The sequence below is a fragment of the Mycobacterium sp. UM_CSW genome (genome assembly GCF_000455205.1).
Classification (GTDB): domain Bacteria; phylum Actinomycetota; class Actinomycetes; order Mycobacteriales; family Mycobacteriaceae; genus Mycobacterium.
The window spans coordinates 1-23401 of sequence record NZ_AUWQ01000119.1; the positions used below are offsets into that span (position 1 = coordinate 1).

The following is a 23401-nucleotide window of genomic DNA, read 5'->3' on the forward strand; positions in this document are numbered from 1 at the left end:
CTCCAGCGCCGCCGCGGTGACGCCCGAATCGATCAGCCACAGCGCGGTGAGGATCCAGCCCTGGTGGATGCGATCCCGCAGCAGCGGCAACCGGACCTCGAGCGCGGCGTCCGGCAGCGCCGCCAGTTGCGCGGCATCGGCGTGTTCGGCCTCCGCGGCCGCGCCGTACGCCAGCGTGTCCCGCTTGAGGTGGCGCATCACCGTCACCGAGCGCGCCGTCACGACCGCTTTGGCGAGCGACCCGAGCGCCCCCTCGGCCAGCCTCGGCTCGCCGAACGGCAGGACGTCGCCCACCTGGGGTTGATCGGCCAGGGCCTGCCGGGCGACGGCGTGCTGGTCCCATCCGGGCAGCTGGGTGGCGGCGACGACGTTGGCCGACACCCCCACGTAGGCGCGGTGGCCGAAGATAGCGATCGCCCGGCTGCTCCACTCGTCGTCGACCACGCCGCCGAGCGCGAGCACCTGTCCCAGCACCCGGCTGGCCGTGCGCAGCCCGCTCAGCTGGACGTCGAGCGTTATCGGTGTCAGCGGACCGGGTAGCGCCTCGGCGAGCCGGGCCGCGCTGAAGACCGGAAACCGGGGATCGATGCGGTCGTCGAACTCGCCCTCCAGCCCCTCGGGGGCCGCGCTGCGCAATTCGTCGGACGGCCGTGGCCGCGGGAGGACCTCCACCGGCAGCGCCACCTGGCCGCCGTGGCTGAGCGCGCCCTCGGGAAGGAGCCGGCGCCCGGCGAGGCCGCGCGCGGTGTCGGCGACCGCCTCGAGCGCTTGCCAGCCGAACTCGAAGCCCCAATCCTCTTGCACCGCAGTGATATCCATTTTCGGAACCAGTTTCGACCAGCTGGGAACCCCGTTCAGCCGTGAACGCGGGCCGACGGCGCGCAGTAGCCGCCACGCGGTGACCACGTTGGTAGTGTCCGGGGTGGCGAGGTCCACCACGCCGGTGCGGTCACTGGTCAGCGCGAAAACCAGGAACCGGACCAGGTCGTCGACGTGCAGGACTCGCATCGGTCGGGTGGAAACCTTCGCGCGCAGCAGCGTGGCCACGGTGCGGCACACCATCCAGTCGAGCTGGCGGCCGACCGGCGGCGCGATCCGGACGACCAGGCTCGGTGCCCAGCTCGTGGACACCAGCTCCTCGGCGGGTCGATAGAGCTCGGGCCGGCCGGCGGCCTGGGACACGAACAGCAGCCGCGCGCCGGCGCGGGCGGCCGCATGGGTCACGTGGGCGATCCCGTCGACGTCGGCGCCGCCGGGCGCGCTGGGGTCGGCCGGGGCCAGGTGGATCAGCGTGTCGGCTTCGTCGGCCAGGTCTTGCACGACGGGGTCGCTCAGCGGCGCGCAAACGAGTTCGACGCCGGGGTCCAGGCAGGGATGGGGGTGCTCAGCTATCCCGCTGACCGTGTGCCCGGCAGCGATGAGTTGCCGTGCGACCAGCCGGCCTACGGCGCCGGTGGCGTCGGTAACCAGGACGTGCACCTGGGCTCACCTCCCCCAACGTCCAACCCGACAATAGGCAAGTTGATGTCACTTACGCGACCGTTACCCCGTTTTCGGGACCTTTGGCCCGTGGTGCTGTAACCCGCCGGTTACCGCAGCGACGCGATGCCGTCCGGGGTGACGGCAACCTTGGCGCCACCGATGTCTTCGCGCACGGTTGCCTCGGCGGCGCCGGGATCGGCGATGACGGCCAGGGTGCGGGCCCCGTCGGGCGTCCGCACCGCCACGAATGCCTTCTCGGGCTGTCCCTCGCGGTCGAACGGTGTGGTCCACGCTTCGACGGTCCCGACGCCGTCCCACTCGACCAGGCCCTCCCGGGTGGGTTCGCGATCCACGGCCGGCTGTGCGTCCTCCCAACGGAACGACGCCGGCGGCTCGGTGCCGTAGACCCCGAAGCTGTGCTTCGTCAGGTAGCCGCCGTTGCCGGTGATGAGGCCGCGCCGGCCCGGGTTGGCCACCAGCAATTCGGCCATGGTGGCGATGGAATGCATGACGTAGTTGCTCCACGGGCCGCCCGCGAAGGTCAGCCCGCCGGTGACGGTGAGCGGGCGGGCCGGGTCGTCTGCGCTCAGGCCGAGTTCGGCGGCGGCGACCTGCACGGCGGATGGGAAGCAGGAGTACAGGTCGACGTAGTCGACGTCGTCGATGCCCAGGCCGGCCAGCTGCAGGGCACGCGCGCCCGCGATCCGGATGGCCGCCGAGCGATGCAGCTCGTCGCGCTCGGCGATGGACGGGGTGTCGTGGGCGTCGGTGCCGGCGTGCGGGTATACCCACCGGTCGGCGGGGACCTGCAAGCGTTGGGCCTGCTCGACCGACGCCAGGACCAGCGCGGCGCCCTGGTCGACCATGTTGTTGGAGTTCATCAGCTTGGTGTAGGGCCAGCTGATCATCCGGTTCTGCGGTCCGGGCCGCCGGATTTCCTCGGCGGTCACCGGCTTGCGGATCCACGCGTGCGGGTTTTCGACCGCGACGGCGTTGAACCGCGCCCACAACTCGCTGACGCGCCGGAGGTGGTCGTCGACCGACTCGCCGTTGGCGATGCGCAGCGCCTGTTCGAACAGGGGGTAGACGAATGCCGGCAGGTTCAGCCCGCTCTTGAGCTCCGCGTCGCCGAACATCGGGATGTCCTCGCCGGTGACCTCGCCCAACGGCACGGATTCGTCCTGCACGGTCCACTCGAGCCTGCCGCCCTTGGCCTTCAGCCCCCGCCTGGTGCGCCACGTCTCGGCGCCGGCCAGCAGCACGACACCGGCCCGGCCCGCCTGGATGTCCAGGCAGGCCTGGTTGACCAGCGTCTGCGGGACGTTGCCGCCGACAGGGCTGTAGCGGGTGCTGAATCCTTCCGCGCCCAGCCGCTCGCCCAGCAGCAGCGCGGGGTCGCGGTAGTGGGCCGACAACACGTTCACCACGCGGATGGAATCCACGGCCTCGATCACCCGGGCGTCCGCGGCCTCGCGGGCCGCGACGGCCATCAGGTCCACCGGTTCGACCGACCGCGTCGCCGGGTCGATTTCGTCGCGGTGGTTGACCTGGCCGTAGCCGATCAACACCGGTGTCCTGGGATCGACGGTCATCCAACGAATTTAGCGTGCCTATGGATCCGGCCGGCCCGCAGCCCGGGAATGGTGCCGAGCGTCACGCCAGCGTCGCGTTGGTTGCCGAGCGTCACGCCAGCGTGGCGTTCGGAGCCCTGGGACCCAAAGCCTGGCTAGGCAGTCCCCGGGGTCGCGAACAGCACGCCGTCCCGGATCAGCCGCTCGGTCTCGTCGGCGCTCATCCCGAGCAGGTTGCGGCAGATGGCGCGGGTGTCCTGGCCGGGCAGCGGCGCCGGGCGTTGCGGGGCCGGCGGAATGTGCTGAAACGGTGCCGGGCCCGTCTCCGCGGGCATCGGGCGCTCGATCAGCGGATGGGTCATGTCGCTGAACAGTTTTCGCTCGATCAACTGGGGGTCCTCGAGGATGTCCGGCGGGCGGTTCATCGGCCCGGCCGCGACACCGGCCGCCTGCAGCAGTTCGGTGTTGCGCAGCGGGGTGCGGGTGCGGGTCCAAGCCGACACCAGCTCGATCAATTCGCGGCGGTTGGCCAGGCGCGCCTCGCCGGTCGCGAACCGGGGGTCGTCGACCCACTGCGGATGGTCGAGAAGGCCTGCGAGGCAGCGCCATTCGTCGTCAGAGCCGATCGAGATGACGCACCATTCGTCGTCGCCCGCGCAGGGGTAGACCGCGTGCAGGCTGGTGTCGTCGCGGATCGGGCCGACGCCCGCGGCCAGCGCGGCCTCGGTGACGTAATGGGTGTCGAGCTGGTTGAGCACGACCTCGGCCTGCGAGATGTGGACGTGCGACCCGCCACCAGTGCGATCGCGATGGATCAACGCGGCCAGCGCCGCGATCGCGGTGACCCGCCCGACCACGTGATCCGGGAAGATCGTCGTCGCGTCGTAGAAGGCGTGCCGTCCCGTGCCGGTGTCCGCGTCGTCGTCCGCCTCGTCGGACGTCCACAGCCGGGTCACCCCGGTGGCGGCGCGGACCAACGGGCCGTAGCCCAGCCGAGTCCGCCAGGGGCCGCTGTCGCCGTAGGCGCTGCTGCCGGCGAGCACGATCCGCGGGTTGATAGCGCGCAGCGCCTCGTAGTTAAAGCCAAGGGCGGTAAGGGTTCCCGGCTTGAAGTTGGCGAACACCGCGTCGGCCTCGGCAACCAGCCGGCGGAAGATGTCCTTGCCCTCGGCGCTGCGCAGGTCGAGGCCCAGCCCGAGGTGATTGCGGTGGGTCCACGCGAACGACTCGCTCATGGCGTCGCCTTCGCGGGCCTGCCGCAGCCCGTCGGGGTATTCGGCGCTTTCCACCTTGATGACCTCAGCGCCCAGGTCGCCGAACAGCCGGCTCAGCTCGCCGCCCGCGACGATGATGCCCAGATCGAGGATCCGCAGCCCGGTGAGCGGATAGTCGCCGACTCTGCCCGACGGTGCCCGCACCAACACCGGGTTCCCGCGCCAATACGGTTGGTCCTGCCCGATGGCCGGGGCCGGCGTGCGGAAACCCGCGCGCTGCCCGTCGACGACGAAATACCCAGTGGGCACGCTGGTCCGCACCCGCGGCATCAGCTCCGCCTCGGTGATCGCGCCCACCTCTTGGAAATGTTCGGAGCCCAGGACCCAGGACGGCGGCAGCACCGCGGCGATCGGCACACCATGCGCCTGACCGGCGGCGACCACGTCCTTCATCGTCTGGTCGGCGAACAACGCCCGGGCTAGCACGCTGATCTCGGGCCACGCCGCCATCCGGGCGCCGATCGCGTCGTACTTGGGGTCCTGAAACTCCTCCGGCTCCCCCAGCCAGCGACGCAACCCCCGCCACTGCCGGGGCGCCATCACGCACAGCCGGACGTAGCCGTCCTTGCACGGGCAGATCGGGTAGGCGTCCTGGTTCTTCGGGCGTCCCCGCCACCGGCCGCTGTGGCGGATGCCGGCGGCGACCTGCCCGTGCGCGCCGAACGCCGGGTCGAGCGCCATCACTACGGCATCGAACCGGGAGAAATCGATGTAATCGCCTGTGCCGCAGCGTAATCGGTTGTAGTAGGCGACGAGCGCCGCCCACGCCGCCTGCACCGCGGCGGTGGCCGAGGCGATGCCGTCCGGCGGCAACACCGGGGTGCCGGTGGTGGGACCGGACCGCGCCAGCGAGCCGCACATCGCGAACAACACCGGATCGGTGGCGCGCCACGCGGACCGCGGACCCGTCTCGCCGAAGTCGGTGACCGACAGCACCACCAGGTGCGGGTAGCGGGCCGCCAGCTCCGCGCCCGTCATCCCGAACGCGCCGATATGCCCGGCCAGGCCGCTGTCCACGACGATGTCGGCCTCGGCGGCCAGGTCCAGGAACCGGCCGCAGTCGCCGTCCTCGAGCGGGTCCAGCACCGCGGCGCGCTTGTTGGCGTTGTGCAGCGCGAACGGGATGCTCGCGCCGGCCAGCGCCGGCAGGTCGTCGCGGCCCATGCTGCCGCCGGGGAATTCGATCTTGAGGACGTCGGCGCCCAGGTCGGCAAACAGGCGGGTCACCGCGTCGGCGTTGCCGCTGGACAGGTCCAGCACGCGCACGGTTTCGAGCAGCCCCTCCGCCATCCGCTCACCGTACCTGCCTGGTCGGCGGCGCCCCGGCGAGCACGTGGTCGGTGGCCAAATGCGCAGCAGCCCAAGCCGGTTCGCGCGCGAATTCCGACCGGCTACGCTCGGTAGTTCTTGTCGGCAGTGACCCCGGATGGAGGCGCCCCACCCAATGACCGCGCACTTGAGCTACGTCGAGGCCGTGGTAGTCGGCGCGTTCCAGGGCGTCACCGAGCTGTTCCCGGTCTCCAGCCTGGGGCACTCGGTGTTGGTGCCGGCGCTGGTCGGTGGGCAATGGGGCCGGGACCTCGACGTCTCCACGCCCGAATCGCCCTACCTCGCCTTCATCGTCGGCCTGCACGTCGCGACCGCCGCCGCGCTGCTGGTGTTCTTCTGGCGGGACTGGTTGCGGATCGTGGCCGGCTTCTTCTCCTCGCTGCGGCATCGCCGAATTCAGACGCCCGACGAGCGGCTGGCCTGGCTGATCGTCGTCGCCACCATCCCGGTGGGCCTGGCCGGGGTGGCCCTCGAGCACCTGTTCCGGACCACGCTGGGCAAACCCATTCCGGCGGCGGCTTTCCTGTTGCTCAACGGCATCGCGCTGTATGCCGGCGAGGTCCTGCGCCGCCGCGTTTCACCGAGCGGCGACGAGGAGCACGAGGACCATCGCGGCGAGGCCATCGACAACCGGCTGGCCCAACTGCCGATGGGTCGTGGGCTGGTGATCGGCTCCTCGCAGATCCTGGCGCTGCTGCCCGGCATCAGCCGCTCCGGCATCGCGATGGTCGCCGGCCTGTGGCGCGGGCTGTCGCACGAGGACGCTGCCCGCTTCTCGTTCCTGCTTGCCACGCCGATCATCCTGGCGGCCGGGGTGTACAAGATCCCGGACCTTTTCGGCCCGCTCGGTGCCGGGATCGGCGGCCAGGTCCTGGCCGGCAGCGTCGCCTCGTTCGTCTGCGCCTACCTGGCCGTGCGGTTCCTGACGCGGTATTTCCAGACGCGCACCCTGACGCCGTTCGCGGTCTACTGCGCCGTCGTGGGCGGCGCCAGCCTGGTGTGGCTGAGCGTGCACTAGACCGGCGCGCAGCGGTAGCGCACCTGTCGGACGGGGGTGTCACCGAAAGTCTCTGTGCGGCAGGCTCCGTCGAACCGCCACCCGTCGCGTTCGTAGAACCGGCGGGCGCCGAGGTTCCCGTCCAACACCCACAACACGGCTCCGGCCACGCCGAGCCGGCGCAGCCGCTCGCGCGCGGCGGCCATCAGCAGCCGCCCGATGCCGGTCCGCGCGTGCGCGGGATCGACGTAGATCGCCATCAGCTCACCAAAATTCGGGAACTCCATTTCGCTGCACAGGCCCGTGGTCGCCAGGCCGCGGATCGCGGGACCGTCGACCGCGACGACGGTTGACGGCAGCCGAAGACCGACCCGACCGAAGGTGTACCGGCCGGCGAAGAACTCGGGCGTCAGGCCGTCGAGGTAGGCCTGGTCGATCAGCCCGCGATACGCCGACTGCCACGACCGGACCTGCACCCGGGCCACGTCGCGTGCGTCGGCCGGGACGGCCGCCCGCACCTCGATCACGGGTGCAGTATCGGGCATAATCGCCCGAATTGACACCCGTCAACTTTCCGGGAAGGACGACGAAGATGGCAGACACGGCTTCAATCGGCGTGAAGGTGCGCGACAAGGTCGTCGTCATCACCGGCGGCGCGCGCGGGATCGGGCTGGCCACCGCGACCGCGCTGCACAACCTGGGCGCCAAGGTCGCGATCGGCGACATCGACGAGGTGCGGGTGAAGGAATCGGGCGCCGCGCTCGGCCTCGACGTCTACGGGAAACTCGACGTCACCGACGCGCATTCGTTCGCGGACTTCCTCGATGAGGTGGAGCGCCAGCTCGGCCCCATCGACGTGCTGATCAACAACGCCGGCATCATGCCCGTCGGGCGGATCATCGAGGAGCCGGACGCCGTCACCCGCCGCATCCTCGACATCAACGTCTACGGTGTCATCCTCGGCAGCAAGCTGGCGGTGCAGCGCATGGTCCCCCGCCGATCCGGGCACGTCATCAACGTCGCCTCCCTGGCCGGCGAGCTCTACATCGTCGGCCTGGCCAGCTACTGCGCCAGCAAGCACGCGGTCATCGCGTTCACCGACTCGGCCCGGCTGGAGTACCGCTCGGCCGGTGTGGAGTTCTCCACGGTGTTGCCGACGTTCGTCAACACCGAGCTCGTCGCCGGGACCCCCGGCATGAAGGGGTTCCGCAACGCCGAGCCCGCCGAGATCGCGGACGCGATCGTGCGACTGGTGGCCCATCCCAGGCCACGGGTGCGGATCACCAAGGCCGCCGGCGCGATGGTCGTCTCCCAGAAATTCTGGCCGCGCAGAATCGCCGAGGGGCTCAACCGCCTGCTCGGCGGCGACCACGTCTTCACCGACGACGTCGATGTCGAGAAGCGGCGGGCCTACGAGACGCGGGCCCGCGGCGAGGAGTAGTCGGCGATCGCGAGCGCGGCGGAGCCGGGCGAAGCGGGTCGCCGCCATCGGGAGTAGTCAGCGATCGCGAGCGCGGCGGAGCCGGGCGAAGCGGGTCGCCGCCATCGGGAGTAGTCGGCGATCGCGAGCGCGGCGGACCGGGGCGAAGCGGGTCGCCGCCATCGGGAGTAGCCCGCGACAAGCGCCGTTCACCAAAGACACGGACAATCGGCAGGGTGACCGCAGAAACCTCGACTACGGATGTTGCAGCCCTCTCCGACGACGAACTCGCCCTCATCGACAAGTATTGGCGCGCAGCCAATTACCTCTCGGTCGGGCAGATCTACCTCCTGGACAACCCGCTGCTGAGCGAACCGCTGTCGTCCGAGCACGTCAAACCCCGGCTGTTGGGTCACTGGGGCACCACGCCCGGGCTCAACCTGATCTACGCGCACCTGAACCGGGTCATCCGCAACCGCGACGCCAGCGTCATCTACGTCACCGGGCCCGGCCACGGCGGGCCCGGGCTGGTCGCCAACGCGTACCTGGAGGGCACTTACACCGAGGTGTACACCGGCATCGAGGAAGACGCCGAGGGACTGCGAAAGTTGTTCCGGCAGTTCTCCTTTCCCGGCGGTATCCCCAGCCACGTCGCGGCCCAGACGCCCGGGTCGATCCACGAGGGCGGCGAGCTGGGCTACGCGCTGGTGCACGCCTACGGGGCGGCGTTCGACAACCCGGACCTGGTGGTGGCGTGCGTGGTGGGCGACGGCGAGGCCGAGACCGGGCCCCTGGCCGCGGGCTGGCACTCGAATAAGTTCCTGAATCCGGTCACCGATGGCGCCGTGCTGCCCATCCTGCAGCTGAACGGCTACAAGATCGCCAACCCGACCGTGCTGGCTCGCATCCCCCACCCCGAACTGGAATCACTGCTGCGCGGCTACGGCTACCGGCCCATCACGGTCGCCGGTGACGACCCGGCCAACGTGCACCAGCAGCTGGCCGCCGCCCTCGACGACGCCTTCGACGACATCGCGGCCATCCAACGCGCCGCCCGCACCGGCGGCCGTGCGGAGCGGCCCGTCTGGCCGATGATCGTGCTGCGCACCCCGAAGGGCTGGACCGGCCCCAAAGTGGTCGACGGCAAGAAGGTGGAGGGCACCTGGCGGGCCCACCAGGTCCCGTTGGCCGAGACCCACGACAATCCGGACCACCGCGCGCAGCTGGAGGAATGGCTGCGCAGCTACGGGCCCGAGGAGTTGTTCGACGGCAACGGCGCGCTGCGCCCCGAGCTGCGGGCGCTGGCGCCCCGCGGTGATCGCCGGATGAGCGCCAACCCACACGCCAACGGCGGGTTGCTGCTGCACGACCTCGACCTGCCCGACTTCCGCGACTACGCGCTGGCCGTGCCTCAGCCGGCCGCCGAGACGCACGAGGCCACCCGGATGCTGGGCACCTTTCTGCGCGACGTGATCGCGCGCAACCCGGATCGGTTCCGGCTCATGGGCCCCGACGAGACCGCCTCCAACCGGCTCGACGCCGTCTACGGGGCGACCGACAAGGTGTGGCTTTCGGAGATCGGGCCCGACGACGAGCACCTCGCGCCCGACGGCCGCGTGATGGAGGTGCTCTCCGAGCACCTGTGCCAGGGCTGGCTGGAGGGCTACCTGCTGACCGGCCGGCACGGCCTGTTCAACTGCTACGAGGCGTTCGTGCACATCGTCGACTCGATGCTCAACCAGCACGCGAAGTGGCTGGCCACCAGCCGCGAACTGCCGTGGCGGCGGCCGATCGCGTCGCTGAACTACCTGCTGACCTCCCACGTGTGGCGCCAGGATCACAACGGCGCGTCGCATCAGGACCCCGGATTCATCGACCTGGTCGCGAACAAGCGGGCCGAGCTGACGCGGGTGTACCTGCCGCCGGACGGCAACACGCTGCTGTCGGTGGCGGACCACTGCCTGCGCAGCCGCAACTACATCAATGTGATCGTCGCCGGCAAGCAGCCCGCGCTGGCGTACCTGGACATGGACCAGGCCATCGCCCACTGCGCGCGGGGCCTGGGCATCTGGCCATGGGCGAGCACGGCTAAGTCTTTAGGTGCCGAGCCCGACGTGGTGCTGGCCTGCGCCGGGGACATCCCGACGCTGGAGGCGCTCGCGGCGGCCGACGTCCTGCGGCGCGAACTACCCGGCCTGGCCGTCCGGGTGGTCAACGTCGTCGACCTGATGCGGCTGCAACCGGAATCCGAGCATCCACATGGCTTGCCGGACAAGGAGTTTGACGCGCTGTTCACCCGCGACAAGCCGGTCATCTTCGCCTACCACGGCTACCCGTGGCTGATCCACCGGCTCACCTACCGGCGCACCAACCATCCGCACATCCACGTGCGGGGATTCAAGGAGCGCGGCACCACGACGACGCCGTTCGACATGGTGATGCTCAACGACCTCGATCGCTTCCACCTGGTCATCGACGTCATCGACCGGGTGGACGGCCTGGCCAGCCAGGCCGCCGTGCTGCGTCAGCGCATGGTCGACGCCCGCCTCGCCGCTCGCGCGTACACCCGCGAACACGGCGAGGATGACCCGGCGATCTCGGGGTGGACCTGGGAAGCGGACTGAGCTGGGCGAACGGGGCCTCCCGATGGTGTGGCGCCGTCGGTGCCGCCCCGAACCGCACCACGCGACCTACCCCCAGTCGCCGCGACCCACCCGGCGGCTGGGTGGTCATCCCTTCGGCAGCGGACGGATCGCTCCCGGCGTACTAACGGTTTGCCCAAAGGCGAAAATACCGGGCAGAAACTCGTTACAGTGCCTTCCACCGGAAGTTCGGTACTGGCCGGGCAGGAGAATCTTCATGTCGTATCTGATGGCGGCACCCGAGTCCTTGGCCTCGGCGGCAACGGATCTGTCCAACATCGGCTCGGCGTTGAGCGCCGCGAAAGCGGCCTCGGCGACCCCGACGACTGGCGTGCTGGCCGCGGCTGCGGATGAGGTGTCGGCGGCCGTCGCGGCGGTGTTCTCCGCCCACGGTCAGCGCTTCCAGGCGCTAGGGGCGCAGGCGGCAGTGTTTCATGACCAGTTCGTGCAGCTATTGAATGTCGGCGCAGGGCGCTACGCATTGGCCGAAACCGCAAATGCCTCGCCTTTGCAGGGTCTCGGCAGCACAAACCTCGGTTTCGGGAACAACGGCAGCGCAAACCTGGGCAGCGGAAACCTGGGCGCCTTCAACGTGGGAAGCGGGAACACTGGCAACAACAATGTCGGCTTCGGCAACTCGGGCAGCAACAACATGGGCTTGGGGAACCACGGCAATGGAAACCTCGGCTTCGGGCTCACCGGCAACAACATGGTGGGCGTTGGCGCGCTGAATTCCGGCGTCGGAAATTTCGGCTTCGGGAACTCGGGTAACAACAACATCGGGTTTTTCAACTCGGGTAATAACAACGTCGGCTTCTTCAACTCGGGCACTGGTAACTTCGGCTTCTCGAACTCGGGCAACACCAACACAGGGTTCTGGAACGCGGGCGAGGTCAACACGGGCTTTGCAAACTCGGGTGACTACAACATGGGTTTTGCAAACCCGGGCGACTACAACATGGGCTTCGGGAACGCCGGCACCAACAACATGGGCTTCGAGAACACGGGCTCGGACAACACGGGAAGCTTCAACTCGGGCGACTTCAACACGGGGTGGGGAAACTCGGGCGACATCAACACCGGCTTCTACAACTCGGGCAACCTGAACACGGGTTTCGGCAGCTCGGTCAACCAAACTGGTCCGAACTCGGGCTTCGGAAACACAGGTATCGGCAACTCGGGGTTCTTTAACCAGGGCCTCAATAACTCGGGCTTCTGGAACTCGAACACGGGCCCCGGCTGCCACAAGACTGGGTTCTTCAACTCGGGGAGCGGCGTATGGGACACCGGCGTCGGGAACTCGGGCGGCGACTACAACACGGGCTTCTTCAACTCGGGCATCGGCGGCTACAACACGGGCTTTTTCAACTTGGGCATGGACAGCTCCGGGGGCTTCAACACGGGTAATGACCAGTCGGGCTTCTTCGGCCTGTTCTGACGTTGCAATGAGTTCGTGAGCGAGTACGACGAACTGGAAACCCGTGAGCGGAACGAGCCCTTGAGCCGGTACCCCGATCGTCCGCGGCTATGCGGCGCGGGGTTCGCCGGTGGCGCCGGAAGGCTCGCCGTAGTCCCTCGGCTTGTCGGCGTCGATATGCCAAATCCAATTGCCATGCAGGGGCCGGTCAACGGCCAGGGCGCCCAACGGCGCGATGACCAGGATGGAGACCAGCGTCCACACCGTCGTAGCCATGAGTTCTCCCTCCGTCGAGTGTGTAACCGTCTTAGTTGGTTACATCTTGCCGTGGGCGGTGAAACCTGTCAAGGTGGTTACATGAAGTTCGTCTACGTGAGCGGACGGTCGTGTTTGGACTTCGCGGGCACCCTGAAATATCGGGGCTCGGCGCGTCGCGAGGAATTGTTGACCGACCCGCAGCGGGTGTCCGACTGGGCGGTCGGTGCTGGGCTGGTCGATAGTCCGCTCGAGATGACCGACGATGAACTCGCAACGGCGATCGCGGTGCGCGAAGCCATCTACCGGGTCGTCCTCGCGGGGCTTGAGGGCGGCCGGCCCGACGCCGCCGATGTTGATCTGGTGAATGCATACGCGTCCCGACCCCAGCTCACGCCGACGTTGCATCCGGACGGATCGGTCAGCCGCAGCGGTACCGTGCAACAGCTGCTAGCGGGCCTGGCCGCCGACCTCCTCGATCTTTATGCCGGACCCGACATCGGCAGAGTCAAAAGGTGCTCCCATCCCGGCTGCACTCGCCTGTACGTCGACGCGTCGCGAGCCCAGAACCGGCATTGGTGCGGGATGAGCACCTGTGGCAACCGAGCGAAAGTCCAGGCCTTCCGCGCCCGCCAGCAAGCCGCCGCGGCTGCACCCGCGAGCACGGCGAGGACGACCCCGTAGATCTCGGGGTGGACCTGGGAGTCACTCGAGCGGAACTAGGTAAAGCGCGAAGCCCGGGACGGGCGCGAGGGCAGCAGCATGACAACGCCGAGGACTAGTGCGCCGAGTCCAGCAAGAATGTTTCCCCAGCCCTCCCAGACCGAGTTCGTGTATGCCTGGTCGCCGCGAACGTGCACGTCCACTGTTTTGTGCCAGCCACGCTGGTTACCGTCGACCCCGCGGATGGTCACCGTCCGCACGTCTCCATCGGGTTGCCGCCATACTCCGGTGCAGTCATAGGGCAGGTAACCCATTCGCCTGACCGTATGGCCCTTGCAGCGCTCGATCTGGACGGTGGCGGGTGTCCCTGAATGCTGCACCCAGAGCGCGTATCCGCCGTGTGGCAAACACCAGAAAGCCGCCCCGAATAGGACCAAGACGGCGACTGTCTTCCAAAACCAACCCCCGCGGCGTCGGGTTTGCCGACTCATAGCAAAGAAGGCTAGATCGAGTTCGTAGGCTCGCACAATAAACGGCGAGGGAGTTGCAGAACCGGGCCCGCGGGTAAACTTGCCGGATGCCCGACGCGACGGTTGCCGACACCGATCTCGTAGCGCCGCACCCGTTCCGGTTCCATCTCGACATCGCCGTGGTGGTCATCGTGCTGGTGCTGACCAACCTGATCGCGCACTTCACCACGCCGTGGGCGAGCATCGCGACCGTGCCCGCCGCCGCCGTCGGGCTCGTCGCCTTGATGCGCTACCGCGGGTTGGGCTGGACCGACCTGGGCCTCGGCCGCGAACACTGGCGCCCCGGGCTGGCCTATGCGCTCGGGGCCGTGGCCGTCGTGGCGTCGGTCATCGCGATCGGCATCCTGCTGCCGATGACCCGGCCGATGTTCCTGAACAACCACTACGCCACGATCTCCGGCGCCCTGATCGCCTCGATGGTCATCATCCCGCTGCAGACCGTGATCCCCGAGGAGCTGGCATTTCGCGGGGTGCTGCACGGCGCGCTGAACCGGGCCTGGGGCTTTCGGGGGGTGGCGCTGGGCGGATCGCTGCTGTTCGGCTTGTGGCACGTCGCCACGTCGCTGGGGCTCACCAGCAACAACGTCGGCTTCACCCGGCTGTTCGGCGGCGGCTTCGCCGGGATGGTGGCCGGCGTGACGCTGGCCGTCCTGGCCACCGGGGCGGCCGGCTTCGTCTTCAGCTGGCTGCGCCGGCGAAGCGGCAGCCTGATCGCGCCGATCGCCCTGCACTGGTCACTGAACGGGCTTGGCGCCCTGGCCGCGGCGCTGGTCTGGCACCTGTCGACCTGAGCGGTTAGACCAGCAGCACCGCGGCGCCGGCGATGCGCCCAGCGCTCAGATCGCTCAGGGCTTCATCGGCCCGGGCAAGCGGATACTCCGGCGTGGTCACCTCGATGCGATGTTCGCTCGCGAAGTCGAGGAATGCGCGCGCGTCGGCCCGCGTGTTCGACGTGACCGATCGGACCTGGCGCTCCTGGAACAGGTGGCGCTGGTAGTTCAGGGGCGGGATATCGGACAGGTGGATGCCCGCGATCGCCAGAGTGCCGCCGCGGTCCAACGCCTCCAGCGCCGGCAGCACCAGCTCGCCGACGGGCGCGAAAAGGATCGCGGCGTCCAGCGGCACCGGCGGCGGATCGGCCGCGCCCTGGGCCGACGCTGCGCCGAGTTGCAGCGCCAGCTCGCGCGCCTCGGCCCCGCGGGTCATCACATGCACCTCGGCGCCCTGCGCCAACGCGACCTGCGCGGTGATGTGAGCGCTCCCGCCGAAGCCGTAGAGGCCCAGCCGCCCACCGGGGGGCAGCTCCGCGCGCAGCAGGGACCGGTATCCGATGATGCCCGCGCACAACAACGGCGCCAGCTCGCTGTCGCTGTAGCCGCTCGGCAGATGGTGCGCGAAAGCCGCCGGCACGGTGGCGAATTCGGCGTATCCCCCGTCGGCGTCCCACCCGGTGTAGCGGGACTCCGGACAGAGGTTCTCGTTGCCGCGGCGGCAGTACTTGCACACGCCGCAGGTGTGGCGCAGCCAGGCGATGCCCACCCGGTCGCCCGTTCTGAACTCGTCGCCGGCCTCGGCCCCGACTTCGACGACCTCGCCGACCACCTCGTGGCCGGGCGTCACCCCGGTGCGGTGCACTGGCAGGTCGCCTTCGGTGACGTGCAGGTCGGTGCGGCAGACGCCGCACGCCCGCACGGCTACCAGCAACTCCGACGGTGCGGGCGTCGGCACCTCGGCGGTGACTTGCTCGAGTGGGCCGGTGGCCATGGGACCGGGGCGGCGCACCCGCCACGCGCGCATGGTCGTGGTCGTCACCGCGTCGGCCATCACCCCATCATGCCGGTATCTGGCACGGCCGCAACGGGTTAGGCCGGGTCAGGCCCGGCGGACCATGCCGACGACCCAGAGCAGGAGCACGGCGCCGAGCAGCGCGGTAAAGAAGGTGAAGATGATCCCGCCGCCGGCGGTGTTGACGAAGAAGCTCAGGATGAAGCCGCCGATCAACGCGCCGACGATGCCGATGACGATGTCCATCAGGATGCCGGCCCCGCTGCCCCTGATGATCCTGCTGGCCAGCGCCCCTGCCAGCCCGCCGATGATGATGTAGCCGATCCAGCCGACGCTGGTCGTTGTCGTCGAGCGGGCGAGAAAGTCGGTTGCTGCCATGACGTCCATGCGGGTCTCCTTGCAATCGAGGGCAAAGCCAGCTCACTGCTGAACCGGGATTGCGTATACCCGCTTTGCGTAAAGCTACGTGTGTCTAATTAGGCGGTGCCGCGGGTCGGGTGTGAATCGTCGGCGTGGCGCGTGAGGCCCGGGCGGGCAAATCGCCGAGATTTCGCCCTGGGAGCACACCCAAGTCCCGGAGTGCACACCCTGCAGATCAGGCCGGCAAAGCCCGTTGCGCCGCCGGAGTGGGAGTGACTTCGCTGGCGGGCGCTTGGCCCGGAGCCGGCGCCGGGGCAGCCGGTGCCGGAGCGGGCGCCGGAGCGCCGGGAACCGGCGCGGTCGCGGGGGCGCCGGGCGCCGGGGCGGGCGCGGCCGGCGGGACCCACGGCTGGATCGATTCGGCGAGCGCCTTCGCGCCGCCCTGGTCCACCGCGTCGTTCGAGGTCCCGAGCCACACCACGAACCAGCGCTGCGGCGGGCCATTGCCCGCCGAGGGCCCGCTGACCACACCGGTCCAGATCTGACCGTTCGGCTTGGACGGATCGCTGAACTTCACCTCGTAGTACGACGCGCTTCCGGTGATCCCATTGGCGCCGGTCAGCGGAGTGGCGCTTTGGTTGATCCGGGTGCCGGGATAGGGCATGAAGAACTCACCCATGTCGGAGCCCAGCCGGACGGCGGCCTTGGCGTCGCTGGCTTCGGCACTGGCGTAAAGCTTTTGGTCCAGCCGGCCCATCACGATGCGGGTGTCGTTGGCAACCGGCGGCGCCTGCCCGGGCGCCGGCGGCTGGCCGGTGGTCTTGCTGAGTAGCTCCGAACCGTAGTCGAGGTGGGTCGCGTCGGACTCCACCCAGCCGGGGGGAAGGACGAAGCTGAAGCCACCCACGGCGTTGCCGATCCGGCCCGCGTTGGGGTCGACGGGCGGCGGCGGGGGCGCGTTCGGATCGACCGGCGGTGGCGGCGTCGCGTTGGGATCGCCCGGTTGAGGCTGTGGCGATGCAGGCGCACCGGGAGGCGGCGGCGTCGTGGGCGTCGGCGACCCGGGCGCCGGGGCCGCCGTCGTCGGCGACGCAGGCGCGGGTGCCGTCGTCGTGGTTGGCGGGACCGGGGTCGGGGTCTCGGGGTCGGCGTTCGAGGTCGCCGGTAACGCGATAGCGACGGCGCTGGCACTGGTCACCGCGGCGATCGCCAGCGTCGCCCACAGCCCTTTCCGACGTGTCGAGTTCTGGTCCACCTGATCCATGGCGACGAACCTACCGCGTTACGGCTGTGACGCAAGGGTGCCGTGCGGCGGTTCTTGCGATGTTGCCGATGTGCAATCTTGCGGGCGTCGGCGCAGGTCAGTGCGGCGAGGGATACAGCGTCACCTCGTGGGCCTTGACGGAGAACCACACCCGCTCCCCCGGCGTCAGCCGCAGCTCCGCGGCGGCGTCCGCGGTGATTTCCGCGGCCAGCCCCGGGGCGCCATCCGACTGTTCGCGGCCGCGCACCAGGACGGCGGATCCGTGAGCGTCCAGCTCCGCCACCGTCACCTCGACCGTGTTGCGGGGGCTGCCGCGCGGCCGGTCCCGGTACACGGCCACCGCCGTGGGCGGGAACACCGCGACCGCGTTGACCACCTCGGCGTCCAGCTCCTGGGCCGGGGTCGCATGCCAGTGGGCGCCGCCGCGATCGTGCAGCGAGCCGTCGGGGCCGACGGTGCCGGTGACCAGGTTGATGCCCGCGATGCGGGCGCCGAAATGACTGCGCGGCGCGGTGAGAACCTTTGCCACGGGCCCGATTTCGGCGATCTTTCCCGACTCGAGCACCAGTACCCGATCGGCCAGGGTGAACACGTCCAGCAGGTCGTGGGTGATCAGGATGACCGCGCAGCCGGTTCGAGTGACGACGTCGCGCAGCGCCGCGCGGATGCCCGCGGCCGCGGCGACGTCGAGCCCGGCCAGTGGCTCGTCGAGCAGCAACACGTCGGGTTCGGCCGCCAGTGCGCGGGCGATCGCAACCCGCTGGGCCTGACCCCCGGACAGCTCTCGGGGTTTGCGGTCGGCGAAGCGCTCGGCGTCCACCTCGCGCAGCCAGCGCAGCGCCGTCGCCTTGTTGTCCGGACGGGCGAGACGGAACCGACCCCGGCGGCTGTGTGGCCCGAACGCCACGTTGGCGGCGACGCTCAGGTGCGGGAACAGCAGCGGGTCCTGCAGCAGCAACCCGACCCGGCGATCGTGGGTCGCCACGTGCACGCCGGCCGCGGTGTCGGTCAGCACCCGATCCCCCAGCCGCACGACGCCCTCGTCGGGCCGAAGCAGCCCGGCGATGACGTGCAGGGCGGTCGACTTGCCGGCACCGTTAGGTCCGAGGACCGCGAGCACCTCGCCCGGCGACACCGAGAACTCCACATCCAGGCCGCGTTCGGCGACGACGGCGCGCAGCTGCAACTCGCTCATGCGGATACCCCGGTGAGTCGGCGCGCACCCAGGCCCAGCACCACCACCGCGGCCACCGCCACCAGCAGGATCGACAGCGCCACCGCCGCGTTTTCGTCGCTCACCCGCTGCAGGTAGATCTCCAGCGGCAGGGTTCGGGTGACCCCCTGACGGGACCCGGCGAACGTCAGCGTCGCCCCGAACTCCCCCAGCGAGCGGGCGAACGCCAGCACCGCCCCCGACGTCAACCCGGGCAGCAACAGCGGCAGGGTCACCCGCCACCAGATCGTGCTCGGTCGCGCCCCCAGCGTCGCGGCGACCACCTCGTAGTCGGCTCCTGCGGTGCGCGCGGCGCCCTCGAGGGAAATCACCAGGAACGGCAGCGAGACGAACGTCTGCGCCAGCACCACCGCGGTCGTGCTGAAGGCGATGCTCATCCCGGCGGCCTCGAGGTATCGCCCGATCAGTCCCAGCCGGCCGAACGCGTAGAGCAACGCGATGCCCGCCACCACCGGCGGCAGCACCAACGGCAGCAGGATCAGCGGCCGCAGCAGCCGGATGACGCGCGCCGTGCTGCGGGCCAGCACCAGCGCCATCGGGACGCCCAGCAGCACGCACAGTGCGGTGCTGGCGGCGGCGGTCTTGAGGCTCAGCAGCAGCGCCGTCCGCGACGACGGGCTGGTGATCAGCGACCAGAAGTTCGGCCAGTCCACCTTGATCGCGATCGCTATCAGCGGCACGACCACGAACGCGGTCCCCGCCGCGGCGGGGATGTACACCCACCTGGGCAGGTCCGTGCGACGCTCGCTAATACGTACACCCCTAAGCGTGGTCGGGCGGTCTACACCGCCTCAACCTAGTAGTTGCCGCCGATATGAGATTCTGCAGAGGTGGCAGCTCCTTCGGGGGTCGTGACGTTCCTGTTCACCGACGTTGAGGGTTCGACCCGTCGGTGGGAAGCCGACGCGGAGCGGATGCGGGCGGCACTGGCCGCACACGACGAGGTATTGCGCAAGGCGGTCGAGACGCACGGCGGCTGGTTGTTCAAGCACACCGGCGACGGGGTGTGTGCCGCGTTCGCCTCCCCCCGATCCGCGGTGGACGCTGCGGTGGCCGCGCAGCGGGCGCTGGAGTTGCCGGTGCGGATCGGGATCGCGACCGGTGAAGCCGAGCTGCGCGACGGCGACTACTTCGGTGCGGTGCTCAATCGCGCGGCACGGGTAATGGCCGCGGGCCACGGCGGTCAGATCCTGTTGGCCGGGTCGACGGCGGGTCTGCTCGGCGGTGTTGATCTACGCGACCTGGGCCCGCGACGGCTGCGGGATCTGTCGGCTCCAGTTCAGGTGTTCCAGGTCAAAGCGGAGGGCTTGCCGACAGACTTTCCGCCGCTGCGGGCGCTGGATGCGAGCCCGGGGAACCTGCGGGCTGCGGTCACCAGTTTCATTGGCCGCGAGTCCGAGGTTGCCGAGCTGCAGGCGGCGGTGAAGGCTCGCCGGTTACTGACGTTGACCGGGGTGGGCGGGGTCGGCAAAACCCGCCTGGCCACCGAAGTCGCGGCGCGGTTGGCCGATGAATTCCCGGACGGGGTCTGGTTTTTCGACTTAGCCGCGGTGAGCGATCCCGCCGCAGTACCCGACGCGGTGGCCGCGGTGCTGGGCATTGTCCAACAGCCGGGCAAGAGCATGAGCGACAGCGTCGCGGGCGCGTTGGAGGACAGAGTCCGGCTGCTCGTGTTCGACAACTGCGAACACGTTGTGGGCAGTGTCGCCGATCTGGTCGAGGCGATCCTTGCCGCCTCGGCGACCGTAACGATTCTCGCGACCAGTCGCGAAGGATTGGGGGTCAGCGAGGAACAGTTATGGCGCGTCCCGTCGCTCGAAGTCGACTCCGGAACTGAATCCGCCGCCGTAAACCTTTTTGTCGACCGCGCACACAGTGTGGTTTCAGACTTTTCGCTGGCCCAGCCCGACGAAGCGGCCGCTGTCGTGGAAGTCTGCCGCCGACTCGACGGCATTCCGTTGGCTATCGAGTTGGCGGCCTCGCGGATGGCGTCGATGTCGGCCGGTGAGGTGCGAGATCGCCTGGATCAACGGTTCCGGCTGCTGGTGGGTTCGCGGCGCGGCCTGTCACGCCACCAAACTCTGCGCCACGCCGTCGCGTGGTCCTACGACCATCTTGATGACGCGGAGAAAGTCCTGCTGGAGCGGTGCTCGGTGTTCGCCGGCGGGTTTGACCTAGAAAGCGCCTGTGCGGTCATGGGTTCCGGTGACGACTACGCCGTCCTCGACCTACTCGACGCGCTGGTGCATAAATCGCTGCTGGTGGCCGACCGGTCGTCGGGCCGGACCCGATATTCGATGCTCGAAACGATCCGCCAGTTCGCCGAGGAACAGCTTGTTGCGAATGGCCAGGCCACCGACGTCCGGAATGCCCATGCTCGCTACTTCGCCGGACGCGAAACCGACCTCATGGCCCTGTGGGACAGTCCCCGTCAGCGGGATGCCTACGCCTGGTTCACCGTCGAGCTGGCCAATCTGCGCACCGCGTTTCGCTGGGCCGCGGACCAAGCCGATCTGGACACCGCCGCCGCCATCGCCGCCTACACGGCGCTCCTCGGCGCTCTGTTCGCCAATTATGAGCCGATGGCCTGGGCCGAGGAGCTCATCGAGCCCGCCTGCGCCGTTGACCATCCTCGCCTCGCGACTCTGTACGTGAACGCCGCGCAGTGCTACTGGACTGGCCGGATCGACGATGCGGTCGGCTATGCCGACGCGGGCCAGACGGTGATCGGTGGTGGCGGCCAGGTGCAGATCGGCGCCGAGGGCGCACTTACTTCGGTGTACCCGCTCATCGGCCAGACCGAACGAAACGTCGAGTGGTGTCGCGCCCAGCTCGCACGCGGCCGCGACACCCATACGGTCACCCAGGCGATGCTGGTAGTCGGACTTGCGGTCGCCGGAGCCGGTGAGGAAGCGAGGGCCGCTGTGAACGGGCTGGTCGAATCCGCCGAAGCCACCCAGAACCCCTGGGTGCTCGCGAACGCGCTCTACGCCTACGGCTTCGCCTTCCGCGACGCTGACCCCGCCCGCGCGCTGGACGCCCTGCGCCGGGGCCTGGTGATCGCCCAAGGCAGCGGCAGCCGCGCGGCCGAATCACTGCTGGCTACCGTCTTGTCGCGGGTTGAGGCCGAACACGGCGATCCGCCGGCGGCCCTTGATCACATCACTCTGGCGATCCGCAACTTCTACGACGCCGGCAACGTCGCCTACATCCGTTTCGCCCTGGGCACTCTCGCGGTGCTCCTCGACCGCCTCGGACACCTTGAACCGGCGGCCACCATCGCGGGTTTCGCATTCAATCCCCTCACCGCGTCGGAACTCAGCACCGCGATCGCTCATCTGCGCTCCGTCCTCGGCGATCAAACCTACGAATCGCTCGCCAGCACGGGAGAGGCGAGGGCCACCGCCGCGATCGTGACGTACGCCTACGACCAAATCGACCAGGCCCGAACGGAACTCGAGCTCTCCGGCTGAACCCCGCCCGGGTCAGGGTTTGGCGAAGCCCAACTGGGCGAGGATGTTCTGACCGATGTCACCGGTCACCATGGCCACGAACTTTTGCGCCAGCGTCGCCTGCGCGGCGTTCTTCAACACCGCGATCGGATAGACATTGACCGCGCCGGCGGCCTCCGGAAAGTTCACCGTCGCGACCTTGTTCCCGGCGCTGTGGGCGTCGGTGACGTAGACCAGTCCGGCGTCGGCCTGTCCGGTGGTGACCTTGTTGAGGACGTCAGTCACGTTGAGTTCCTCGCTGACCGGGTTGAGGCGCACGCCGGTGCTGTCCTCGACGCGCTGGGTTGCCGATCCGCACGGCACCGGCTTCTGGCAGATCACCACGCTCAGCCCAGGCTTGGCAAGGTCCGCGAAGGACCCGACCTTCTTCGGGTTGCCCGGCGCCGTCACGATGACGAGCGTGTTCGACGCGAAGTTCGTCGGGCTGCCCGCCAGCAGCCCCGCCTTGGCGACCGTGTCCATCTGCGCGGTGTCCGCCGACGCGAAGACGTCGGCCGTCGCGCCCTGAGTCAGCTGCTTGGCGAGCTCGGACGAACCCGCGAACTCGAAATCCACAGTGCTGCCGGGGTTTTGGGCCTTGAACTGGTCACTGATCTGACCGAACGCCGGCTTCAGCGAGGCCGCGGCGAAGACGACGACCTTCCCGGCGGGCTGGGCCGGCTGAGGGGATGATGACGACGGCGTTTTCGAGCTGCACCCGACCAGACCCGCCAGCAAGATCGTCGAAACCAGCCCGGCCAAGATTCCGATCCGCCGCATGGGTGCACCCTAGTCCGCCGACGATGCGGTCGCGCGGCGGCCAAATCGTCGCAAACACGTGGCGACCGAATAGTTATGCAAATGATCCCGCGCGTCGCGGCGCCCGGAGTTTCGCGTACTAGCTACCGTCCAGTAACATCTTCTTAGATTTATGCCATAAACGCGCTGAGGTCCCAGGCAGCTTCTGGGTTCAACGTTGAACACGAGGAGGTCATGGCAGTGGAGGTTCTGGTCACCGGGGGCGACACGGACTTGGGACGCACAGTGGCCGAGGGCTTCCGCGACGACGGCCACAAGGTGACCCTCGTGGGCGCGCGCCGCAGCGATCTCGAGGTCGCCGCGAAGGAGCTGGACGTCGACGCCATCGTCTGCGACACCTGCGACCCGGCCAGCCTGGCCGAGGCGCGCGGGCTGTTCCCCCATCACCTGGACACCATCGTCAACGTGCCGGCGCCGGCCTGGGACCCGGGCGACCCGCGCACCTACTCGCTGGCCGACACGGCCAAAGCCTGGCGTAACGCCCTCGACGCGACGGTGCTGTCCGCGGCGCTGACCGTGCAGGCGGTCGGCGACCACCTGCGCTCGGGGGGCTCGATCATCAGTGTGGTGGCGGAGAACCCGCCCGCCGGAAGCATCGACGCCGCGATCAAGGCGACGCTGTCGAATTGGACCGCGGGACAGGCGGAAGCCTTCGGCACCCGTGGGATCACGGTCAACACGGTCGCCAGCGGGCGCAGCGCCCAGGCCGGCTACGACGGGCTGTCGCGCACCCCGCCGACGGTCGCCGCAGAGGTCGCCCGCCTGGCGCTATTCCTCACCACCCCGGCGGCTCGCCACATCACCGGGCAGACGCTGCACGTGAGCCACGGCGCGCTGGCGAGTTTCGCCTGAGGCTGAATCGCGAACC

Annotated in this window: 19 protein-coding genes and 2 pseudogenes; 9 read left to right on the forward strand and 12 right to left on the reverse strand. The window is 69.2% G+C overall.

Going from position 1 to position 23401, the window contains the following annotated elements:
- The 3 genes from N415_RS27750 to N415_RS27760 form a co-directional block, all read right to left on the reverse strand.
- Positions 1-1479 (reverse strand): hypothetical protein (locus N415_RS27750; protein ID WP_068188700.1); only part of this gene is annotated, 1479 nt, incomplete at its 3' end.
- Positions 1480-1589: 110 nt separating this feature from the next.
- The gene (locus N415_RS27755) at positions 1590-3074 is read right to left on the reverse strand and encodes an acetyl-CoA acetyltransferase (RefSeq protein WP_068188703.1); all 1485 of its coding nucleotides are present in this window, start codon (positions 3072-3074) and stop codon (positions 1590-1592) included.
- A 134-nt stretch (positions 3075-3208) separates the two neighbouring features.
- The gene (locus tag N415_RS27760; RefSeq protein WP_068188706.1) at positions 3209-5617 is read right to left on the reverse strand and encodes a CoA transferase; all 2409 of its coding nucleotides are present in this window, start codon (positions 5615-5617) and stop codon (positions 3209-3211) included.
- Positions 5618-5771: 154 nt separating this feature from the next.
- Between N415_RS27760 and N415_RS27765 the strand changes: the two genes are divergently transcribed.
- A complete protein-coding gene (locus N415_RS27765) occupies positions 5772-6674 on the forward strand; it encodes an undecaprenyl-diphosphate phosphatase (protein ID WP_068188709.1) in 903 nt (300 codons plus the stop codon).
- Here the strand turns inward: N415_RS27765 and N415_RS27770 are convergent.
- Entirely contained in the window at positions 6671-7180 is a 510-nt protein-coding gene (locus tag N415_RS27770) for a GNAT family N-acetyltransferase (protein WP_068188712.1), read from the reverse strand. The two genes, N415_RS27765 and N415_RS27770, sit on opposite strands and share 4 nt — an antisense overlap.
- Before the next feature lie 65 nt (positions 7181-7245).
- Here N415_RS27770 and N415_RS27775 point away from each other — a divergent pair, with 65 nt between their 5' ends.
- The 4 genes and pseudogenes from N415_RS27775 to N415_RS27785 all read left to right on the forward strand — a co-directional run.
- A complete protein-coding gene (locus tag N415_RS27775; protein ID WP_068188716.1) occupies positions 7246-8094 on the forward strand; it encodes an SDR family oxidoreductase in 849 nt (282 codons plus the stop codon).
- A 215-nt stretch (positions 8095-8309) separates the two neighbouring features.
- The gene (locus tag N415_RS27780) at positions 8310-10697 is read left to right on the forward strand and encodes a phosphoketolase family protein (protein ID WP_068188719.1); all 2388 of its coding nucleotides are present in this window, start codon (positions 8310-8312) and stop codon (positions 10695-10697) included.
- Between the two features lie 247 nt (positions 10698-10944).
- Positions 10945-11202, forward strand: a pseudogene (locus N415_RS33045) (PE family protein); the annotation flags it as partial.
- Positions 11203-11235: 33 nt separating this feature from the next.
- A pseudogene (locus tag N415_RS27785) lies at positions 11236-12153 on the forward strand (hypothetical protein); the annotation flags it as partial.
- A gap of 87 nt (positions 12154-12240) precedes the next feature.
- Here the strand turns inward: N415_RS27785 and N415_RS32060 are convergent.
- Positions 12241-12408, reverse strand: a complete 168-nt coding sequence (locus N415_RS32060; protein WP_156766615.1) for a hypothetical protein — start codon at positions 12406-12408, stop codon at positions 12241-12243.
- An 81-nt stretch (positions 12409-12489) separates the two neighbouring features.
- On the opposite strand from N415_RS32060, the gene N415_RS32065 reads away from it, so the two are divergent.
- Positions 12490-13071: an ABATE domain-containing protein gene (locus N415_RS32065; RefSeq protein ID WP_068188728.1), complete on the forward strand. Its 582-nt coding sequence runs from the start codon at positions 12490-12492 to the stop codon at positions 13069-13071.
- A gap of 35 nt (positions 13072-13106) precedes the next feature.
- Here N415_RS32065 and N415_RS31750 read toward each other — a convergent pair whose 3' ends face one another.
- A complete protein-coding gene (locus N415_RS31750; protein ID WP_152531615.1) occupies positions 13107-13364 on the reverse strand; it encodes a hypothetical protein in 258 nt (85 codons plus the stop codon).
- Between the two features lie 263 nt (positions 13365-13627).
- Here N415_RS31750 and N415_RS27795 point away from each other — a divergent pair, with 263 nt between their 5' ends.
- Positions 13628-14371, forward strand: coding sequence for a CPBP family intramembrane glutamic endopeptidase (locus N415_RS27795; protein ID WP_068188732.1), 744 nt, complete (start codon positions 13628-13630; stop codon positions 14369-14371).
- Positions 14372-14375: 4 nt separating this feature from the next.
- On the opposite strand, the gene N415_RS27800 is transcribed toward N415_RS27795, so the two are convergent.
- The 5 genes from N415_RS27800 to N415_RS27820 form a co-directional block, all read right to left on the reverse strand.
- Positions 14376-15404 (reverse strand): zinc-binding alcohol dehydrogenase family protein, encoded by a 1029-nt coding sequence (locus N415_RS27800; protein ID WP_068188735.1) that lies wholly within the window; start codon positions 15402-15404, stop codon positions 14376-14378.
- Positions 15405-15452: 48 nt separating this feature from the next.
- A complete protein-coding gene (locus N415_RS27805) occupies positions 15453-15752 on the reverse strand; it encodes a GlsB/YeaQ/YmgE family stress response membrane protein (RefSeq protein WP_068188741.1) in 300 nt (99 codons plus the stop codon).
- Positions 15753-15960: 208 nt separating this feature from the next.
- Positions 15961-16989, reverse strand: a complete 1029-nt coding sequence (locus N415_RS27810) for an alanine and proline-rich secreted protein Apa (RefSeq protein WP_068188744.1) — start codon at positions 16987-16989, stop codon at positions 15961-15963.
- A 97-nt stretch (positions 16990-17086) separates the two neighbouring features.
- The gene (locus N415_RS27815) at positions 17087-18184 is read right to left on the reverse strand and encodes a sulfate/molybdate ABC transporter ATP-binding protein (RefSeq protein WP_068188749.1); all 1098 of its coding nucleotides are present in this window, start codon (positions 18182-18184) and stop codon (positions 17087-17089) included.
- On the reverse strand, positions 18181-18975 hold the full coding sequence (locus N415_RS27820; RefSeq protein ID WP_152531616.1) for an ABC transporter permease: 795 nt from the start codon (positions 18973-18975) through the stop codon (positions 18181-18183). Before N415_RS27820 ends, N415_RS27815 begins: the two co-directional genes overlap by 4 nt.
- A gap of 78 nt (positions 18976-19053) precedes the next feature.
- Between N415_RS27820 and N415_RS27825 the strand changes: the two genes are divergently transcribed.
- Positions 19054-21696, forward strand: a complete 2643-nt coding sequence (locus tag N415_RS27825) for an adenylate/guanylate cyclase domain-containing protein (RefSeq protein ID WP_239645723.1) — start codon at positions 19054-19056, stop codon at positions 21694-21696.
- Between the two features lie 12 nt (positions 21697-21708).
- Here N415_RS27825 and modA read toward each other — a convergent pair whose 3' ends face one another.
- Positions 21709-22494: a molybdate ABC transporter substrate-binding protein gene (gene modA / locus N415_RS27830; RefSeq protein ID WP_068188759.1), complete on the reverse strand. Its 786-nt coding sequence runs from the start codon at positions 22492-22494 to the stop codon at positions 21709-21711.
- A gap of 213 nt (positions 22495-22707) precedes the next feature.
- On the opposite strand from modA, the gene N415_RS27835 reads away from it, so the two are divergent.
- A complete protein-coding gene (locus N415_RS27835) occupies positions 22708-23385 on the forward strand; it encodes an SDR family oxidoreductase (RefSeq protein ID WP_068188762.1) in 678 nt (225 codons plus the stop codon).
- Positions 23386-23401: the final 16 nt, after the last annotated feature.

What these genes read in the sequence shown, in the direction of transcription:
- N415_RS27755 (WP_068188703.1), bottom strand. Translation starts at nt 3,074, where the DNA reads ATGACCGTCGATCCCAGGACACCGGTGTTGATCGGCTACGGCCAGGTC.
- N415_RS27760 (WP_068188706.1), bottom strand. Translation starts at nt 5,617, where the DNA reads ATGGCGGAGGGGCTGCTCGAAACCGTGCGCGTGCTGGACCTGTCCAGC.
- N415_RS27765 (WP_068188709.1), top strand. Translation starts at nt 5,772, where the DNA reads ATGACCGCGCACTTGAGCTACGTCGAGGCCGTGGTAGTCGGCGCGTTC.
- N415_RS27775 (WP_068188716.1), top strand. Translation starts at nt 7,246, where the DNA reads ATGGCAGACACGGCTTCAATCGGCGTGAAGGTGCGCGACAAGGTCGTC.
- N415_RS32060 (WP_156766615.1), bottom strand. Translation starts at nt 12,408, where the DNA reads ATGGCTACGACGGTGTGGACGCTGGTCTCCATCCTGGTCATCGCGCCG.
- N415_RS32065 (WP_068188728.1), top strand. Translation starts at nt 12,490, where the DNA reads ATGAAGTTCGTCTACGTGAGCGGACGGTCGTGTTTGGACTTCGCGGGC.
- N415_RS31750 (WP_152531615.1), bottom strand. Translation starts at nt 13,364, where the DNA reads ATGGGTTACCTGCCCTATGACTGCACCGGAGTATGGCGGCAACCCGAT.
- N415_RS27795 (WP_068188732.1), top strand. Translation starts at nt 13,628, where the DNA reads ATGCCCGACGCGACGGTTGCCGACACCGATCTCGTAGCGCCGCACCCG.
- N415_RS27800 (WP_068188735.1), bottom strand. Translation starts at nt 15,404, where the DNA reads ATGGCCGACGCGGTGACGACCACGACCATGCGCGCGTGGCGGGTGCGC.
- N415_RS27805 (WP_068188741.1), bottom strand. Translation starts at nt 15,752, where the DNA reads ATGGACGTCATGGCAGCAACCGACTTTCTCGCCCGCTCGACGACAACG.
- N415_RS27810 (WP_068188744.1), bottom strand. Translation starts at nt 16,989, where the DNA reads ATGGATCAGGTGGACCAGAACTCGACACGTCGGAAAGGGCTGTGGGCG.
- N415_RS27815 (WP_068188749.1), bottom strand. Translation starts at nt 18,184, where the DNA reads ATGAGCGAGTTGCAGCTGCGCGCCGTCGTCGCCGAACGCGGCCTGGAT.
- modA (WP_068188759.1), bottom strand. Translation starts at nt 22,494, where the DNA reads ATGCGGCGGATCGGAATCTTGGCCGGGCTGGTTTCGACGATCTTGCTG.
- N415_RS27835 (WP_068188762.1), top strand. Translation starts at nt 22,708, where the DNA reads ATGGCAGTGGAGGTTCTGGTCACCGGGGGCGACACGGACTTGGGACGC.